Origin of the sequence: Bacillus sp. JJ1122 (genome assembly GCF_036964885.1) — a bacterium.
GTDB lineage: Bacteria > Bacillota > Bacilli > Bacillales > Cytobacillaceae > Mesobacillus.
Genome location: NZ_JBALQL010000008.1, coordinates 26760 through 45950 on the forward strand (window position 1 = coordinate 26760; position 19191 = coordinate 45950).

The 19191-nt window shown below is 43.7% G+C and carries 12 protein-coding genes and 1 pseudogene; 4 read left to right on the plus strand and 9 right to left on the minus strand.

Going from position 1 to position 19191, the window contains the following annotated elements:
* The first annotated feature begins 140 nt into the window (after window positions 1–140).
* Complete coding sequence (locus tag V7201_RS06340; RefSeq protein WP_335375947.1) at window positions 141–893, plus strand: AAA family ATPase; 753 nt, start codon at window positions 141–143, stop codon at window positions 891–893.
* Window positions 894–965: 72 nt separating this feature from the next.
* Here the strand turns inward: V7201_RS06340 and V7201_RS06345 are convergent, their stop codons facing one another.
* Entirely contained in the window at window positions 966–2087 is a 1122-nt protein-coding gene (locus V7201_RS06345) for a plasmid pRiA4b ORF-3 family protein (protein ID WP_335375948.1), read from the minus strand.
* A 164-nt stretch (window positions 2088–2251) separates the two neighbouring features.
* Complete coding sequence (locus tag V7201_RS06350) at window positions 2252–2911, minus strand: hypothetical protein (protein WP_335375949.1); 660 nt, start codon at window positions 2909–2911, stop codon at window positions 2252–2254.
* Window positions 2912–3405: 494 nt separating this feature from the next.
* Between V7201_RS06350 and V7201_RS06355 the strand changes: the two genes are divergently transcribed.
* Complete coding sequence (locus tag V7201_RS06355) at window positions 3406–10239, plus strand: pullulanase (RefSeq protein ID WP_438825020.1); 6834 nt, start codon at window positions 3406–3408, stop codon at window positions 10237–10239.
* Between the two features lie 278 nt (window positions 10240–10517).
* Entirely contained in the window at window positions 10518–11318 is an 801-nt protein-coding gene (locus V7201_RS06360) for an alpha/beta fold hydrolase (protein ID WP_335375951.1), read from the plus strand.
* Between the two features lie 88 nt (window positions 11319–11406).
* On the opposite strand, the gene V7201_RS06365 is transcribed toward V7201_RS06360, so the two are convergent.
* Window positions 11407–12198 carry an REP-associated tyrosine transposase gene (locus V7201_RS06365; protein WP_335375952.1) on the minus strand — a complete coding sequence of 264 codons (792 nt, stop codon included), beginning with the start codon at window positions 12196–12198 and terminating at the stop codon, window positions 11407–11409.
* Between the two features lie 419 nt (window positions 12199–12617).
* Between V7201_RS06365 and V7201_RS06370 the strand changes: the two genes are divergently transcribed.
* The gene (locus V7201_RS06370) at window positions 12618–12749 is read left to right on the plus strand and encodes a hypothetical protein (protein WP_335375953.1); all 132 of its coding nucleotides are present in this window, start codon (window positions 12618–12620) and stop codon (window positions 12747–12749) included.
* A 199-nt stretch (window positions 12750–12948) separates the two neighbouring features.
* Here the strand turns inward: V7201_RS06370 and V7201_RS06375 are convergent, their stop codons facing one another.
* The 6 genes and pseudogenes from V7201_RS06375 to V7201_RS06395 all read right to left on the minus strand — a co-directional run bounded on the left by V7201_RS06375 (window position 12949) and on the right by V7201_RS06395 (window position 19028).
* Window positions 12949–13404 (minus strand): chemotaxis protein CheX, encoded by a 456-nt coding sequence (locus V7201_RS06375; protein ID WP_335375954.1) that lies wholly within the window; start codon window positions 13402–13404, stop codon window positions 12949–12951.
* 117 nt (window positions 13405–13521) lie between these two features.
* Window positions 13522–14202, minus strand: coding sequence for an N-acetylmuramoyl-L-alanine amidase (locus tag V7201_RS06380; RefSeq protein WP_335375955.1), 681 nt, complete (start codon window positions 14200–14202; stop codon window positions 13522–13524).
* A 181-nt stretch (window positions 14203–14383) separates the two neighbouring features.
* Window positions 14384–15331, minus strand: coding sequence for a methyl-accepting chemotaxis protein (locus V7201_RS23170; protein WP_438825021.1), 948 nt, complete (start codon window positions 15329–15331; stop codon window positions 14384–14386).
* Window positions 15323–16237, minus strand: a pseudogene (locus V7201_RS23175) (HAMP domain-containing protein); the annotation flags it as partial. The gene V7201_RS23170 and the pseudogene V7201_RS23175, both read right to left, overlap by 9 nt.
* Before the next feature lie 50 nt (window positions 16238–16287).
* The gene (locus tag V7201_RS06390; RefSeq protein ID WP_335375957.1) at window positions 16288–17382 is read right to left on the minus strand and encodes an S-layer homology domain-containing protein; all 1095 of its coding nucleotides are present in this window, start codon (window positions 17380–17382) and stop codon (window positions 16288–16290) included.
* Between the two features lie 71 nt (window positions 17383–17453).
* Window positions 17454–19028, minus strand: a complete 1575-nt coding sequence (locus V7201_RS06395) for an S-layer homology domain-containing protein (protein WP_335375958.1) — start codon at window positions 19026–19028, stop codon at window positions 17454–17456.
* Between the last annotated feature and the right edge of the window lie 163 nt (window positions 19029–19191).

Below are 19191 nucleotides of genomic sequence, written 5' to 3' on the forward strand. Positions count from 1 at the left end.
GTTAATGCGTTACAGGGTTTGGAATTGACGGTACTCACGATCCAAATTAGTAACAGGGGTTAACAACAGGCGCCTTCCTTTTTTTAAAGAAGATGCCTGTAATGTTATGATTAATAAAAAACATGTCCGAGGTTTGAACGATGAGCTATCTAAGCTGGCAATATGTTAGTAGAATAAATCTAAAACGCGAAGAAGTTCCTTCCTTCAGGCACTACCCTTTCAATCTTCCAAGTCTGAAAACGCTAGACGAGCTGGAACTTCACCCAAAAGTCACTTTTTTCATCGGGGAAAATGGGATGGGGAAATCTACTTTGCTGGAGGCGATCGCGGTTGCACTGGGATTCAATCCTGAAGGCGGGTCGCTGAACTTTAATTTCTCGACCTTCGATTCGCATTCGGAACTTGCTGATTATATCAAAGTGATCAAGGGGATTGAACGGCCAAGTGATGGGTTTTTCCTGCGGGCGGAGAGCTTTTACAATGTGGCATCGAATATTGAGGAAATGGATCGAGAACCAGGTGGACCAAAGATCATCAACTCATTTGGCGGTAAGTCCCTGCATGAGCAATCGCACGGAGAGTCTTTCTTCGCAACCTTCATCCACCGGTTCAGCGGAAATGGCATCTATCTCCTCGACGAACCGGAAGCTGCCCTCTCGCCTCTGCGCCAGATGTCGATGCTCACAAGAATCCATGACCTGGTCCGGGCAAACTCCCAGCTCATCATCGCCACCCACTCGCCGATCATCATGGCCTATCCCGACGCAAAAATCTACGAGTTCAGCGAGGACGGCATACATGAACGAAAGCTGGAAGAAACGAATCACTATACTATAATGAAGCAGTTTTTTGATGACCGGCAACGGATGATCCATCGTCTGCTTGAGGAATAATGGGAGCCAATTAGCTGCTCCTTTTTTTCACAAAAATCGCATGCAAAAAAGCCTGCGAAACTGACAGGTTTTTTACTTCAACAATCGATTGACCATCTCTATATCAAATCTCCGACGTTCATTCATTTGTCCCCATGTACTAATTTCCCGATAATCTGGATGCCCCGGGTCATTGATCACCTTAAGATACTCCGCGTAACCAGACCTTCCCCCAACATCCTCTGGAGGAGTGTCCCCTTCGCCTTCAAGGCAAACGGGATGATAGGTATCATAATCACGGATGACCTTCTCAACCTCGATGTAATGTTCCCAATTGTCTCCGAAATCGTAGACATATTTAAGATGCGTCACTTCAGGAATATACTCTAATAGTTTTGCCTGCTGTTCAAGACGCCTTTCCATATCGATCGGAACGAGCAACGCTTCCGGACTGCCCACGATATTCAATATTGGCTCATAGCCTACTTCATGATATGCAGGGTGGTTAGGAGAAAGCTTCTTTTTGATTTTTGGATTATATAGGTAAAAAGTATGCAAATGCTGATAACCCCAGCCGAATGAATATTTAATCACTTCATGAAGCTCTTCGAACGTATTATTAAGCGGCACGATCACTCTGCGCCAACAAGGACGATCATCCAGCTTTAATGAAATTTTCAGCTGAACAGCCTCTGTACCAAAAATCCTTCCATCTGTTAGGTTTTCAAGCTCTTTGAACATCTCTCTATAAGGATATATATACTTATTCTTCCCTGCTCCAACAAGATCGCGGCTGACTTTCAAGCTAAGCTCCGTGTTAATGAGTGAAGTTGGATCAATATATTCTTCCAAAAAATAAACAAAATCACATGCTCTATTTAACCTTGAAACAGAAGAGCGGTCCTTCGATTTTGTAAAATTTACTTCTCCAGCAGCAGAAAGATATCTCTCTATCACATCTTCCTTTATCCCTTCAGCCAGCCAGATTTCACGAAGCCCATCCTTAATGAGCTCACCCAATCGCTTAAAATCTTTCGCCTTAAGCCCATACAAAATCACGGCATACCGATTTAAATTGTTAACGGCCACCACCATTTTTTTACGCTGAATCGTAAGCACATGCGCACTCCAGGAGAAAAGCGGCTCTTCTGCCAGCTCAGGGTCTGGTTTGATTTTCAGTTCATCTAAAAGCTTTTTTGAGCAGTGGATTAGCATATTACTAAACTCCTAACAAGAACATAGGGACGGTTCTCATGTTCCGCTTTTTTGAGACGAGAGAACCGTCCCCATGATACTTTTTGATTTAATAATAGTATTATAACCAAGAATTTTCTAAATTAATAAAGAGGTGCAGCAAAACACCTCTTTTCGATTGCCCATCACCAGGACAACACAATCCACCCATTCTCTTTTTGGCTAATAGAATAAGCCTCATAACGATCAAATTCGACCGTGACCTTTGCTCCGGTCTTGTTTACGAAATCGATATTTTCTGAAACACCTTCATATAAAAAGCCCTCACCAGAGTACAAGTCTTTTAGCATCTCAACGTATTGCGGGTTGGCTGATACAACACCGGTACTCTTGCTGATGACCATTTCTTTTCCGTTAAAATAAGCAAATAAATCCGTCCGCGGGATTGCATACAGCTCCGTTCCATACTTTTTGGCGATTTTAGCCTGACGTTGATATTTTGGTTCATCCATAACGCTGACATATAGCGAGTCTCCATATTGAATGGTATCTTTCGGTTCGGTCTTTTCCTGAATGGTATTAACTTCTTCTTTTGGCTCAGTCACTTTTTTCTTTGATTCAGTCGTTTCTTTATCCGACACAACATCTGTCTTAGCATCCGATTCAACACTTTCATTCATTAACTCTTCATCACTATTAACCTCTTTAAACGATTCAGCCTCCTTCTCAGCTATGTACGTTTTCTCAGAAGCCCCAGCTTCCTCAGGAGCTCCTTCATAGTAAAATGCACCAGCCATGGACAAAAACAGGGCGCCGAAGATTACATAAGCAAGTTTCGTTTTCATTTTGTGTGACTCTCCCCTACTTTTTCTATTTAGACGAAACTATGTTGGGAGAAGTTTATTTTTCATGAAAATTCGTTCCAGAAATATAGCAGGAGTTTGTCACCTTTTAATTTAAATCAATAATCTGCTAATCTGCTATAGGCACCTTCCAATTTCATTAGGAGGCAACTATAACTATTTCAACATTTCGACACACAGAATGCATTGCCGTATTTCTCAAAATATTGTAAAATTGAAAAGTAACACTATTGCAACCGCTTGCACTTTTGAGTGAATATTTTTTTACCAATTTGTGCAAACGATTTCATTAATAGAATTACAGAAGAAACCTGCACCACATTAAAGCTTCACTGCACTGGGGGTCAGACCCCCGGCGCACTGATGCGTTAAAGCTTTAACTTGGCGGGGGTCTGACCCCCATCGCTTTGCAGTGATAAAGCAGCAACTCCTTCTGTGGTTCTATTAAACTAATAAATAAGGGGGAAAGTATGTCTATGAGTAGGAAGTCTAAGCGTAGTTTTTCTATTTTCATGACGGCGTTGATGCTTTTGAGTTTGTGGCTGCCTTTTGTGCCAGCTCCTCAAGCATCGGCTGAGGGTTCCGTTTCTGCAGTGGAATCATCCGACCGTACCGTCCGAGTTACGTACATTCGGGAAGATCAAAAGTATGATGGCTGGAACATTTGGGTTTGGAATACTGGCCGTACTAATGACCAGATTAATTTCCAATCTTATGATGGCGGCGCGGCCTCGGCTGATATAGCTGTCGCACCAGAAACAAACAGCATCGGTCTAGTAATTCGCAGTACAGATAATTGGGATACTGCAGTAAAAGAGTATGATAAAGACCGAATTATCCCAGTAAATAAAAACGACTCTATCACAAAGGCTTACATAACAAGTGGAGTCGCACAAATGAGGATCGTTCCTGACGGATCCGCTCCAGTGATCGATAATGGAAATGCAACGTTCTACTATCGTGATAAAACTCTTTTCGCAAACGACCAAATGGACACAATCCAAAAGGTAGAATTGAAGTTTGATGGGAAAACAACACCAATGACGTATGAGCCAGAGAATGAGAGATTCGTAGCGACTTACGAGAACATTCCTAATGGCAAAACGTCCTACTCTTACGTTGTAACCATGAAAGACGGCACGACATCTGAAGTGAATGACCCTTACAACCCAACTTCAGAAATCGACTTCCAAAAAGCAGAATTGACTGTTTCAGGAACCGTTACACCTGCAGCGATTAACTATAATGAAAACGCTGTCTTAAAGGTTGATATCCAAGGCTTGACTGAAAACGTGAAAGTCAGCAAAATCACTGCAGACATTTCTGCGCTTGGCGGATCTGACAAGCTTGAAGTCGATCCTTCTTTAAAAGCGATCACAATTGCAGTGGATGACAATGTTACAGCTGGAACGAAAGAAATCCCTGTGACTGTAGTAGATTCATACGGAAACTACTACAACGGAAAAGCATCAGTAGAGGTAAAGACTCGCCAGGCTGTCGGTGAAAATGATTTCGACTGGGACGAGTCGATCATCTATTTCATGCTGACAGACCGTTTCTTTGATGGCGATTCATCAAACAACGACCCTTACAACCAGAACTACGACGCTAAAAACGACCGCGGCACCTACCAGGGCGGCGATTTTAAAGGTATCACGCAAAAATTGGATTATCTTGACAAGCTAGGCGTGAACACAATCTGGATCTCTCCGATTGTGGAAAATATCAAGTATGATGTACGCTACGACAACGCTGAAGGGCATTCATACTACGCTTACCATGGCTACTGGGCAAGCAACTTCGGTAAGCTGAACCCGCACTTCGGGACAATGGAAGATTTCCATACACTTATTGACGCTGCCCATGAAAAAGGCATCAAAATCATGGTTGACGTAGTATTGAACCACACGGGATATGGCCTGAAGGATATCGATGGAGACGCAACAAACCCTCCAGCTGGCTACCCAACTGACGCTGAACGCAGTACTTTCAGCAGCCTGCTTCGCCAGGGTGCAAATGTAGGTTCCGATGAGGTTGTTGGAGAACTTGCAAGCCTTCCTGACTTAAAAACGGAAGACCCGGCAGTCCGCAAGACCATCATCGACTGGCAAACAGACTGGATCGATAAAGCAAAAACAGCTAAAGGAAACACGATTGACTACTTCCGTGTCGACACGGTGAAGCACGTTGAAGACGCAACATGGATGGCATTCAAAAATGCCCTCACCGAAAAAATGCCGACACACAAAATGATTGGTGAAGCTTGGGGAGCAAGTGCCAACAATCAACTTGGATACCTTGAAACAGGTATGATGGACTCCCTGCTTGACTTCGATTTCAAAGGAATTGCGCATGATTTCGTGAACGGCAAGCTGAAGGCAGCAAACGATGCCCTGACTGCCCGCAACGGTAAAATTGACAATACGGCTACTTTAGGTTCGTTCTTAGGCAGCCATGACGAAGATGGTTTCCTATTTAAAGAAGGAAATGACAAAGGCAAGCTTAAGGTCGCTGCTTCCCTGCAAGCAACATCAAAAGGCCAGCCAGTCATCTATTACGGTGAAGAGCTTGGACAAAGCGGTGCAAACAACTATCCGCAATATGATAACCGTTATGACCTTGCATGGGACAAAGTAGAAAACAACGACGTCCTTGAGCACTATACTAAAGTCTTGAACTTCAGAAGCGCTCATTCAGAAGTGTTCGCGAAAGGTGAACGCGCACCGATTGGCGGTTCTGACGCTGATAAGTTCCTTCTTTTTGCTCGTAAAAATGGAAACGAATCAGCTTACGTAGGATTGAATATTGCTGACAAAGCAAAAGACGTGACGCTTACAGTTCCTGCAGGTGCGGTTGTAAAGGACCACTATGCAGACAAAACGTATACTGCTTCGGAAGCTGGCGAAATCACATTAACAATTCCAGCAAAAGCTGATGGCGGTACTGTTTTATTAACAGTCGATAGCGGAGAAATCACAGCTGCTGTAGCTGCTGGCTCTGGCGACGGTGATGGAGATGGAACGGTAGAACCAATCCCTGCTAACCACATCCGCATCCACTACAAACGTACGGACAACAATTATGAAAACTTCGGTGCATGGCTGTGGAACGATGTAGCTTCCCCTTCTGCCAACTGGCCGACTGGCTCTACAATGTTCGAAAAAACAGACAGCTACGGTGCTTATATCGACGTAGAACTTAAAGAGGGCGCGAAGAACATTGGCTTCCTCGTGATGGATATTACAAAGGGTGATGCTGGTAAGGACGGCGGCGATAAAAGCTTTACGATTTCTTCATCTGAGATGAACGAAATTTTTATCAAGCAAGGTTCTGATAAGGTGTACACATACGAACCAGTTGACCTTCCAGCGAACACTGTCCGCGTTCACTATGTACGTGACAACGCTGACTATGAAAACTTCGGTCTATGGTACTGGGGCGATGTGAAAAATGCTCCTGCTAACTGGACATCCGATGCACCATCATTTTCAAACACGGACAGATATGGTGCGTATGTAGATATTGAGTTGAACGAAAATGCCAAAACAATCGGCATGATCACACTTAACAAATCAACCCAAGAAAAAGACGGCGGCGACAAATCCTTCAACCTGCTGGACAAATACAATCACCTTTGGGTAAGACAAGGCGATGACAATGTATACGTTTCTCCATACTGGGAGCAGGCAACAGGAATCACCAATGCAGAGGTTATCTCTGAAGATACAATTCTACTAGGTTTTACGATGACAGATGGCTTAACGCCTGACACATTAAAAGACGCTCTTGAAATCAAAGACGCAACAGGTGCAGCAGTTGCCATCGAAAGCGTTGAAATCACAAGCGCAACGGCTGCAAAAGTAAAAGCAATATTTGATTTAGAAAAGCTTCCATTATCTGTAACATACTCAGGCAGAACGGTTTCAGCTTCTACTGGCTGGAGAATGCTTGATGAAATGTACGCTTATGATGGAAACGACCTTGGTGCGACTTACAAGGATGGAGCAGCAACACTTAAATTATGGGCTCCTAAGGCTAGCAAGGTTGTCGCTAATTTCTTTGATAAAAATAATGCCGCAACACAAATCGGCAGCATCGAGTTAACGAAGGGTGAAAAAGGTGTCTGGTCTGCAGACGTCAAACCTGGCGACCTGGAAAACGTAACCGATCTTGAAGGTTATTTTTACCAATATGATGTAACAAATGACGGCGTAACTCGCCAAGTGTTAGATCCTTATGCAAAATCAATGGCAGCCTTCACTGTAAATACAGAAGGCAATGCTGGTCCTGACGGAGACACTGTTGGCAAGGCGGCAATTGTTGACCTTAGCGGTACAAACCCTGAAGGCTTCAGCCACGCTAAAATCGATGGCTATAAAAAGCGTGAAGACGCAGTGATTTACGAAGCACACATCCGTGACTTCACGGCCGACCCTTCAATCGAAGGCGATCTGAACGCAAGATGGGGTTCTTATAAAGCGTTCATCGACAAGCTGGATTACTTAAAATCTCTTGGCGTAACACATGTTCAATTGCTTCCTGTAATGGCTTGGTATTATGGCGATGAAACGAAGATGGGTCAAAGAGAGCTTGAATATTCAGCTGGCGGAAATGAATACAACTGGGGCTATGACCCGCACAGCTACTTCTCTCCAGATGGCGCATATTCAGAGGATGCAACTAACCCTGAACAGCGCGTAAAAGAGCTGAAACAGCTGGTTGACGCAATCCACGATGCTGGAATGGGTGTCGTCCTTGACGTTGTTTACACTCATATGGCAAAAGCAAGCCAATTAAATGACATTGTTCCAAACTACTACGCGTTCCAGGACGACAAAGGAAACTTCCTTGGCGGTTTTGGTAACAACCTGGCAACAAGTCACACGATGGCAGAGAAATTAATGGTCGATTCAGTGAAATACTGGTTTGACGAATATAAGATTGATGGTATGCGCTTTGATATGATGGGCGACGCAACCTACCCTTCTATCCAACATGCATATGACGCAGCAGCTTCCGTAAATCCTGATGCAATCTTCATCGGTGAAGGCTGGAGAACATTTGCCGGCCACCTATCCGACCCAGCACTTAAAGGCATGGGCGCAGACCAGGATTGGATGGATAAAACAGACAACGTGGGCGTGTTCTCTGATGAGATCCGCAACGAGTTAAAATCAGGCTTCGGTTCTGAAGGTGAGCCTCGCTTCATTACTGGCGGAGCACGCGATATCAACACCATTTTTAACAACATTAAAGCACAGCCAGGAAACACGGCTGACGACGACCCAGGCGATATGGTTCAATACATCGCAGCGCACGATAACTTGCCGCTTCACGATGTTATTGCACAATCAATCAAAAAGGACCCATCAGTTCCTGAAAATGAGTTAGAAATTCACAAGCGCATCCGTCTTGGAAACTCGATTATTTTAACATCCCAGGGAACTGCTTTCCTTCACTCTGGCCAGGAATACGGCAGAACGAAGCAATGGTTAGGTGAAGGCGTACCAGAGCAAAAATACACTGAGTTTAAAGACGAGAACGGAAATCCATTTGGATATTTCATTCACGACTCTTATGACTCATCTGATGCCATCAATAAATTCGATTGGCAGAAGGCAACAAACAAAGAGTTAAACCCTGTTAATACAACAACTCAAGCCTATACAAAAGGTTTGATTGAGTTAAGAAAATCAACGAATGCTTTCCGCTTAGGCGAAAAAGGCTTGGTTGACTCGAATGTCACACTGCTTAACATCCCTGAAATCAAGTCTACTGACTTAATGATCGCATACGAAAACGTATCAACAGACAACACTGGCAATTACTATGTGTTTGTGAATGCTGATAACAAAACTCGTACATTGACTCTAGGAGACTATAACTTCTCTGGCGGTAAGGTGCTTGTCGACAATGATGAAGCTGGGGTAAAACCGGTAGCTGAAAGATCTGGCTTCCAGTTAACAAGAGACATATTAACAATTGACCCACTAACGACTGTGGTCATTAAGCTCGACAGAAAAGCAACAGACGCACCAGGTAACGGTGAATCTAATCCGAACCCTCCTGCCCCGCCAGCTGGTGAGAAGCCTCACACAATTGAGCTTCCAGCATGGGCTGCTGAAGTGGTAAAAGAAAAGAATCCTTCTGGCATGGTTGAAGTCGTAACAAAGGTTGCTGCTGACAAAGTAGCAGAGATCGTAAAAGCCATCACAGCTGACAAGCACAACCTGGCAGTCAAGCTAGAAAAGCCAGCTGCTGGCGAGAAGGCAAAAGCACAGCTGCCTGCAAACTTATTTACGGAAGCATTCGCTAAAAATAAGCAAGCAACAGTTGAAGTGGTAACAGAAAACGCAACCTACACGCTTCCTGTATCAGAAGTGAATGTGGCAGAACTTGCGAAGAAGCTTGGCGTATCACCAAGCGATGTTCAGATCACGGTTTCTGTGAACGTGGTAAAACCAGATACAAAGCTGAAGCTGAAATCAGCAGTGGTTGATTTTACAGTTGAAGCAGTAGCCGGAGGCAAGAAGGCAGAAATCAAGGAATTCAGCACATACGTTGAACGTGAAATCCTTGGCGACGCTAACTTCAACGCTTCTAGAGCAGTAGCTGTAAAACTAAATGCAGACGGTTCATTCAGTGCAGTACCAACATTGTTCGACGGCAAGACAGCTACGATCAAGTCATTGACGAACTCAACGTACGCAATCGTTGAGAACGATGTAACCTTCTCTGACGTCAACAACGGCAAAGACTGGGCCGAAAAGTATATCGAAACATTGGCATCCAAGTACATCATCAAAGGTAAAGGCAACGGCACATTCGGCAGCGCAAGCCAGCTGACTCGTGCAGAATTCACAGCATTGCTCGTTCGCGCACTTGGACTTCCAGGCGCGAAATACGACGGACGCTTTAACGACGTCAAAGGCAATGAGTGGTTCAATGATAACAACGCCCTAATGGCAGCCATCGAATACGGAATCATCCAGGGCAAAGGCAACAGCACATTCGCACCTGGCGAAAAGATCACACGTACCGAAGCAGCAGCCATGATCGGCCGCGCGATGAAACTAGACTTCATCAACTACGATTTATCTGGATTAGATAAATCCAAGAAATTAACACACTTCAAAGACGCAGGATCCATCGGCAATTGGGCCAAATCAGACGTCGAAGCAGTGTACCAGGCAGGCATCATCAACGGAAAATCAAAAGACACATTCGCACCAGCCGGCAACACACAACGCAACGAAATGGCCAAAATCCTAGCCAACTTCCTAGTGAAGGCAAAACTGATGAACTACTAAGTGGAACATGGGGACGGTTCTCGTGTTCCAAAATGGAACATGGGGACGGTTCTCGCGTCTCACTTTCAAACTCAACAGGCACCTCCTTTTTAACCGGGAGGTGCCTTTTTTTGAGACATGGCTACGGTTCTCACGTTTCAGAATTATCCTCCTAACCAGGCACCCCCATTTCTTTAGTTTTTTTATAAAGAAATAGTCAATACCCCTGTAAGGGTTTACTAGAATCAGCACCAAGGGTATCATGTAGTTACCAACAAGACCGACTTAAGGAGATTTTAATGCTAGATTACAAGTTATATAAGGGGCACGGCTCAGAGTACGTTGTATTGCTGCACGGGATTGGCGGCAACTCTAAAATCTTTTACAAGCAAATAAAAGCCTATTCAAAGCACTTCAATGTTCTGGCCATTCATTTACCCGGCCATGGGGATTCTCCTGACATAGAGTCCTATAAAGAAAGGTTCTCTTTTGATTTAATCGTTAAAGAGATTGCAAAAACGCTGGACAAACTCGCGATTCACAAAGCACACTTTGTCGGCATTTCACTAGGGACGATCATCCTCCATCAATTACTCAAATCAAATCCGGACCGGGTGAGTTCTGCTGTATTAGGAGGAGCAATAACCAGCTTGAACAGGATGGCAAAATTCCTTCTAAAAATTGCAGGACTGATAAAGGGAGCGATTCCATTTATGTGGTTGTATCGCATCCTGGCACTGATTCTCATGCCTAAAGATAACCATAAGCACTCTAGACGATTCTTCATCCATGAAGCACAAAAAATGCTGCGGAACAATTTCCTTGGATGGTATCAGCTCGTAGCTGAAGTTGAATCAATCTATACCAATGTCCAAAATGTAAAGATTCCTAAACTATATATATCAGGCGCCGAAGACCATATGTTTGTGAACGAGTTAAGAGCTGACCTGCAAGGTGACAACCACTCTGAATTAATCATTCTTAACCAATGCGGCCATGTCTGCAATATCGAAAAAGCAGAAGAATTCAACCAGCTATCCCTCGAGTTTTTGCAGAAACACTCAAAAGTGGAACGTAGGGACGGTTCTCGTGTTTCATAATGGAACATGGGGACGGTTCTTCCGTTCCTTTTTTTAAAAAAACAGCCACTTTCCACAATGAGATGCCTGTCTCATTCCACCCAGAAACCTAACGTTCGTCCCCCCACACCCTATTAATCAAACTAGTAGAAACCCCCAATATCCTCCCCGCCTGCCGTTGTGTAAGCCCCTCGATTGTTTTGACCTTTCGCAAAACTGCCCGTCGCTCAACTTTAGGCAAACTCTTAACCTGAGCAATCAACACTTCCCCCAGAAGCCCACTGATTTCTTCCCTTGCTGCTTCATCCGTCAGCCTCCTTCTTCTCCACCCTGCATCCATGCATGCGTCTTCACTATTTTGCTCATTGTACTCCCTGAACTTTTCCCTGGCGACCGCGACATCATCGGCCATCATTTTAAAAACCTTCCCACTTGAAAGCAGCTCACCCGCATAGGATTTTTGCCCATAATAAGCAGCACAACTGCTCCAACGCCAATCTGCTACATCGCGGACAATCCCAGCCTTCACCGGATTCTGGTGAATGTACCTGATCACAGTCAGGAAATAACGTTTGCTTTCCACACTTTCACTTCTAAAGCGATCCTGAAAAAGATGGCCGGTCGTCAGATACTTCCAGTTATAATACGAGGCATAACTCACGCCAATCCGCTTCATCGTAGTCGATAGGTCTTCGTTAACCTCTCTAACAAGAAGATGCACATGGTTATTCATCAGGCACCAGGCATACACTCCCATTCCAGACTCCTCTTTATATTTCTTTAAAATATCAAGGAACTTCATATTATCCGCATCATCATGGAAAATCTCCTGCTTATTCGCGCCTCTTAACATGACGTGATAGACACCATTTTTACTTTTGATTCGGGCTTTGCGTGGCATTTTTCCTGTCACTGCCTTTCATTTTTTAGGGGAATTTTGAAAAAATAATAGACGGGAACGGGTAGAAATATTAGGAGCTAAAATAAATGAAAATGTGAAGTTTAATACAAGAGGAGGTCGATCTTCGAGAAAGTTTGAGAGGTTAGTTTTCGGTTATTTGGGTTAGACAGATCTTCTTAAAATGAAATGAAGGAATTATATTCAGAAGGATACGAGGAGCTACTTTGAAGCGCAAAAAGCTATCGAAGTTCATCTGTTTTATTCAATTCTAGTATATCCCACTTCTATTAAAATCACATTCTTTTCGTTTGTGAAAAAGAAACAAACAAAAGTGGCTGTATCGGATTCTCGCGCTGATTCTGATGCCAAAAGAACACCATAAGCACTCGAGACGGTCTTTCATCCGAGAGACGAATAAAATGCACCGGGACAATTTCCTCGCATGGTATGAACTCGCAACCGAGGTCGAAACCGCCTTTGCTCATACCCATCTCGTCCAGGTTCCTAAGCTTTCTGTATCCGGTGCCGAGGACCATAATGTTTGTGAATGAGTTAAGCGCTGACATGCGTGAGGATGAAAATTCAGAACTAGTGATTCTTGGCCTATTGGGCCATGTTTGCAATATCGAAAAAGCAGACTTCAATCAGATTTCTTAGGATTTTATAAGCAAGCACAAACCGAGAGCAAAAAAAGTCATATAAAATAATCAAGTCACCACTTGAGCTTAACTCATGGTGACTTTTTTGTACTCAATCATGTAAAAAATATACTTCTATCTGGCTATTATTCATAAATAGAGTTTTGATTAAAATGCCAGAGCGATACCCTGATATCCTGGCACTCCCCTGTAAAATCGTTGGAGCAGTTATATCAATTGGAACATTGTTTTTTGAAAGTTCTATCGAGAAATGACCGCCAATCATATTCCCAATCTCTCCGGCAAATGACTCTAGCATCATTCCATCCAGTCTCATTCCGTACATCATTTCACTGATTCCCTGAAAGGTCGTCTCCAGCCCCGTTAAAACCAGCTTCCCGCTAAAACTTCCGGTAATGCCGATGATGATCCCCATTGCAAGCTCAATGGAAGGTCCATTTTCTTTTATTAAAACCGTTTCAGCCACACCTGGAACAACCGTTTTCACAGCCTGCTGCAGCAGTTCAGCATGTTCTAGCATTCGCACATCCTTTTCAATAATCGTCACGGCAGTACTCCTTTGTGGTTTCTATAAAACCCATACTTAAGTACTATTAATATCGTACGAATTCACAAAATCTTTAGTATCATTGGAATACGAGTCTGGAACACGTGGACGGTTCTACTATTGAATAATCCTTCCCCAATCAAACAGGCTTCCTGGGTCTGTTTTCCGACCTTTTGCATATTCGTCGTGGCCGATGATGTGGGTTCTGTTTCTTTTTATTTTTGGGTTCCGTGCTAATATGTCGTCAATCAGCAGATTAAGAGATTTATATTGGGCTTCTGTATAGCCAATGTGTTCTTTGGGAATCTTTTTATAGTCTTCAGAAGGAATGATGGATTGCATTTCCGCTTCTGTTCCGATTGCCATGAGTTCGATCCCGATGGAAAAATCGTTCAGGTGATCCTTGTACTCTGGGTACCTCTCCAGGTCACCTTTACCCGCATGCCGTGCCACCCTGTTTTCCGGCAACATATAGTAGATAACCCCATTTCGGTCGATCATATAATGAGGTGAAACATCGTATTCTTTAAAAATTCCCCGGATATCTTCATAGACATAAGGGTTCTCTGGGTTCAATGCAACATTGCTGGTAAAATGAAGGACCACATGCGTTTTACTCTTTTTTCTCTGCTCAAAATCAAATTTCTGCAGAAAGTCTTTAATCACAGGCACTTCTATCTTTGTCTGAATAACCTCTGCCTTTTCAGGTTCCCCCTTGGCCACCGCCATCTCATCCGAGCAGCCTCCGAGCCATAGCAACGAGCTGCCAAGCAACATCAGTATTAAGTACTTTTTCATCCTTCTCCCCCAACACCCTGTGCATCTATTTATATAAATAATTCGATTTGATGTCGTAGATTCCTTTTCCGCCTAATGCCAAATTCACAGTATAAAAAAAGACCAATGAATGGCCTTTTTGAAACATGGGGACGGTTCTCGTGTTCCAGTTTGGAACGCGAGAACCGTCCCCATGTTCACATTAGATTTTAAACTTCCCAACCATTTCTCTAAGTTCTTCTGCCAACCTAGCGAGTGAAGCGGAGGATGTTGCGACTTCGTCCATGGAAGCCAACTGTTCTTCTGTCGCAGCAGCGATTTCTCCTGTACTGGCGACTGAGCTGCGTGCGATCCTAGTGACCTCTTCGATTGAGGCATTCACCTGCTGGACGCTTGCTGACATTTCTTCTGAAATCGCGGAGACTTCCTGGATTTCGGAGCTGACGTGCTCGATCGACTTTAAAATTACGTTAAAAGTCTTCCCCGTTTCTTCGACTAATTGTGTTCCTGTATAGATTTCGACTGTTCCTTTGTTCATCATTCCCACTACACGGTGGGTATCTTTTTGAATGACCTCAACCAATCCAGAAATCTGTCCTGCTGATTGCCTGGATAGCTCTGCCAACTTCCTAACTTCATCGGCTACAACCGCAAACCCCTTGCCGTGCTCACCCGCTCTTGCTGCTTCAATCGCTGCATTCAAAGCAAGCAAATTAGTTTGATCGGCAATCCCCGTGATGACTTCAATAATCTTGCCAATTTCAGCTGATTTTTTATCCAGATCTTTAATGACTGCATTTGTTTCATTGGTTGATTGGTTAATGGATTTCATCTGGTTGATCACTTTTTCAAGCGACTCATGACCTACCAATGCTTGTTTCGATGTATCTTGAGCGGACTCAGCGACAGTGGAGGTCGTTTCCGCTACACGCTGGATTCCAATTGACATTTCGCCTACTGCTCTTGCACTTTCTTCCGTGTTTTTGCTTTGAGTTTCAGCCCCGCTGGCAACTTCCTGGATCGCCGTAGCAACCTGATTCGTCGCTGCATTGGTCTGGTCTGCACTTGCCATCATTTCTTCAGCTGATGAAGCAACCTGTTCAGACGTACTGCTTACCTGAAAAATCAATTCGCGCAAATTGGTGGTCATCGTATTGAAGGACGCTGCCAGCTCACCGATTTCATCCTTGTTTTTCACATGGATTTTCTCAACTGCAAGGTTCCCGTTTGCTACTTCTTCAGCCGCACGCGAAACCAATTGCACCGGCTTCGAAATTATCCTGCTGATGAACATCGCAATCGCAATCCCGATAATGAAAGCAGCAACACTGATCGCGATGATGACAACTGAGACTGTTCCAACACTTCCAGTCAGAGTTTCAATCGTTCCCTGCAAAGTATCTTGCTGATACTCCATTGCATCCTCAGTAGCGGAATTCAACTTGAAAATGGCCGGGTTTCCTTTTTGCTGCATTAACAGCCTGACCTTCACTGTTTGTTCGTCTCTTATTAAAGTAAATGCCTCTGAAGCGATCTCATAATATTCCCTCTCAGCCGCTACAAGGGCTTCCCCAACCTTCTTGCCCTCGGCAGAGCGTGTCACTTCTAAATATTTCTTTGAAGATTTAGCAAAGTTTTCAACCGCACCTTCAAATTCAATCAGGCTTTCACCATCGCCATTCGCCATATACTTGTATAAAGCTCCCTGCTCCTTCATGACAGCATCTTTCATTTTCACAATCAAATCCATCTTCTCCATACGATCATCGATGGATGACGAATACTGATTATTAACATGGCTAATTTCAAAATTTGTAATGATTGCGACCAGCGCCAATAACGCTAAAACCGAGAAAAATCCTGTCATCAATTTTGCCCTTACAGAGAAATTCCGATTAGACTTCTTACTAGGCTTCGATTTCTCCTTCTTACTGGCTTTCAGTTTGAAGTTCAGCTTCTTCAATTTCATCGTCCGCTCCCCTGTCCTGTATACAGTCTTTCTATTTATTTCGGATAAAAAAGAAAAAAATTTAGAATTTGTCGAAAAATAAAACATAGGGACGGTTCTTGCGTTTCAGTTGAAACGCGAGAACCGTCCCTATGTTCTCAGTTCACATACGTAATAACTTTTTCTACTATACTTTTATTTCCTGGTGAATCCGTTACTGTTATGACAATGGTGTTCTTGCCTTCTTTAAGGGTTATTTTGGTTACATCATTTACTGCCTCTCCGTTTAATGTTACCTGAACCCCAGCTCCTGGTTCGGCTTCAAAATCGAGTGCCAATATAGGTGTATAGACTACTTCAGGTATATCAGAAACGATTAGAGTAGGCGGAGTTATGTCAAGGGTGACTGTTTTGGTGACAGTTGAAACGACACCGAATAATGTTGCCGTAACCGTGATGGTATTTTCCCCTTCAGTCAAAGCGATATCATATGTACCTTCCACATTCACTGGCACTTCTTTGTTACCGACAAGTACTTTAACGTCAGAGTTTTCCGAAGCTTCAATTGTAAGTCTTTGTTTAGCTGTTTTCGTAATCAGCCCGTCATTGACTCCATTCACTTCAAGTTCTGGTTTTATCACATAACCAAACTTCATGATTGTTTTGTATAAAAGAATCATGAACTCTCCCCGGGTAATGTCACTGTTTGTCCCGAACATGTCCGCGCTTTTACCGCCTGTGATGCCTGCTTCATATAATGCATTTACATAAGGGCCGAAAACACCAGCAGCATCTTTAAAAGGGGAATTTTTTTCTGCTGCCGGAATGTCGAATGCTTCAACGAGAATTTTAGCCATAGCACCGCGGGTCAAAGTTCCGTTCGGATTAAATTTAGTTTTACTGAGTCCATTGATGATTCCCTCTTGAAAAAGCGCGTTAACAGCTGGTCCATAACGCCCGACATCGGTAAAACCAGCGTCTATAGGATAGAGAGTGTCCGGATAAATCGCCTTGGCAATGATGACCGCTGTATCACCACGCTTAATGCTGTTGGTTGTCCCAAAACTTCTAGCAGATGTTCCGTCGACTAAATTATAGGTATAAAAATGACCAACGGTATTCGTATAGTGCCCGCTCACGTCAGTAAACGGAAGCTCATTCGCCGCTGAAGCCGGAGCAGTGGCAGTAACCAGCAGAGCCGCTGCAGTACCAGCCGCCAAAAATTGACGAAAAACTTTTTGATATTTCCTCATAATGATTCCCCCCTGTAATCGCAGGGACGGTTCTCATGTTTCATTTTGAAACATGAGAACCGTCCCTATGTTCACGAATCTGCCCGATAAAGAAATATTGCCATTTCTCCGCGGGTGATGGGTTGGTTGGTGCCGAATGTGGTTGGTGTTTTTCCTTTGGTGATGTCGTTTTTCAATAATGCTTTTATGGCTGTTTCGTAACGCGGTGTTACGTCGGTGAATGGCAGAGTGACTCCGTCGCCTGACAGGTTATAGGCTTTTTGCAGCATTAGTGCCATTTCACCCCGGGTGACATCGTCGTTTGCCCCGAAATAGGTGGTCGATTTTCCGTTGACGATTCCGGCCTTTTTCAGTGCGTTGATGCTGCCCCATGCTCTTGGTGGTACGTCCCAGAATACTGGAGCTGTTTCATTTGTTGTGTCCAACTCCAAAATTTTCGCCAGCCAGATCGCTGCGTCGACACGCTTAATTTTCAGCGCCGTTCCGAAAACATTCGTCCTTATTCCGGATGTCACCTCTTCTGATAATAAATACATAACCGCAGGAAGGTAACTGCTGGATACATCCATGAAATTCATTTTAGGAGGTGGAGGAGGCGTGCCTTCTGACCTGAGAGCCATTGTGTATACTCCTGTCTGCCATGAAACCCCAATCTCCGGTATAAAATAATACGTTCCTTTAGGTAATTTAATAGTCGTTGTAGTAGATTCAGGATGATCCAGATAGCCACTGCTAAAGTGCCTGCCATATTGGGTATTCCCCTCGTCCATTACCTCATATCCGACATATTCCGAAGTAAAATCGATGGTTAAAGTCCCATCATAAAGCATTTCGATTTTATAATAATCACTATGGTCGGTTTCACTCAAAAATCCAGAATGGACTGCCCCATCTGTAATCAAGGGAATAGCGGTCGCTCTCGTGTTATTTGGTTCCGCTTCTTTAGTGTTAGCCGGGATGAAAGATGCCCCGATATCATATAGCCCCTGGTTAAACTCATTCCCAGCGACTCTAAAATAATAGGTGCCCACTTCAAGATCCGCACGCCTCTTCCATTCTACGGTAAACTCACTCCTATAACCTAAGGTGTCATGATAGATGGAATTCCCTTTTCCATCATACAATTCGAGAACACCATTCTTCATGTCAGACTTGACATCCAGCCAAATACGTCCTGGCTCCGTTACGACTAATTTATAAAAATCGGTACTATCATTCCAGCTGATCAGCCCTTTGACTCGATCCCCATCCAATTCCAGCGGCATCGCTTGTGTCATTGTTTGATTTGGTTCGGTTTCATTGTTATTCGTCGGCTCATATGAAACATTCAGACTGTAATCTCCGTGCCCTGAATCTTTGACTTCTTTTACAAAAAGAGTATACACTCCTGGTTCAACATTCATTGCATTCGTCCAGGAAGTTGGATTTTCAGGACGACCATTGTAAATCCAATTCGAATGCCCAACCAAATTGTTATTAGAGTCTCTTAATTCAATTTGAACAGTATAATAATAGGCCTTCACATTGGTTGTAACCGTCCCCGCCTCAGGAACAGTAATCGTATAAGCATCCATCGGATCCTCAACTGAAATTGACCCTGATACCGTTGTATCAAACGGCAATACTGTATCCGCCTCAGCAGCCATAGGAAACCCCGTCGGAAAAACTAAGAGTAACGAAAAGATGGAAAATAGCAATTTGTGCAAAATGTTTGTCTCCTTCTATTAATATGTAAACATGGTAATTTTATCATTTACATAAAATGCATAATAGAAGTAATTAATGGAAATGGAACGTGGGGACGGTTCT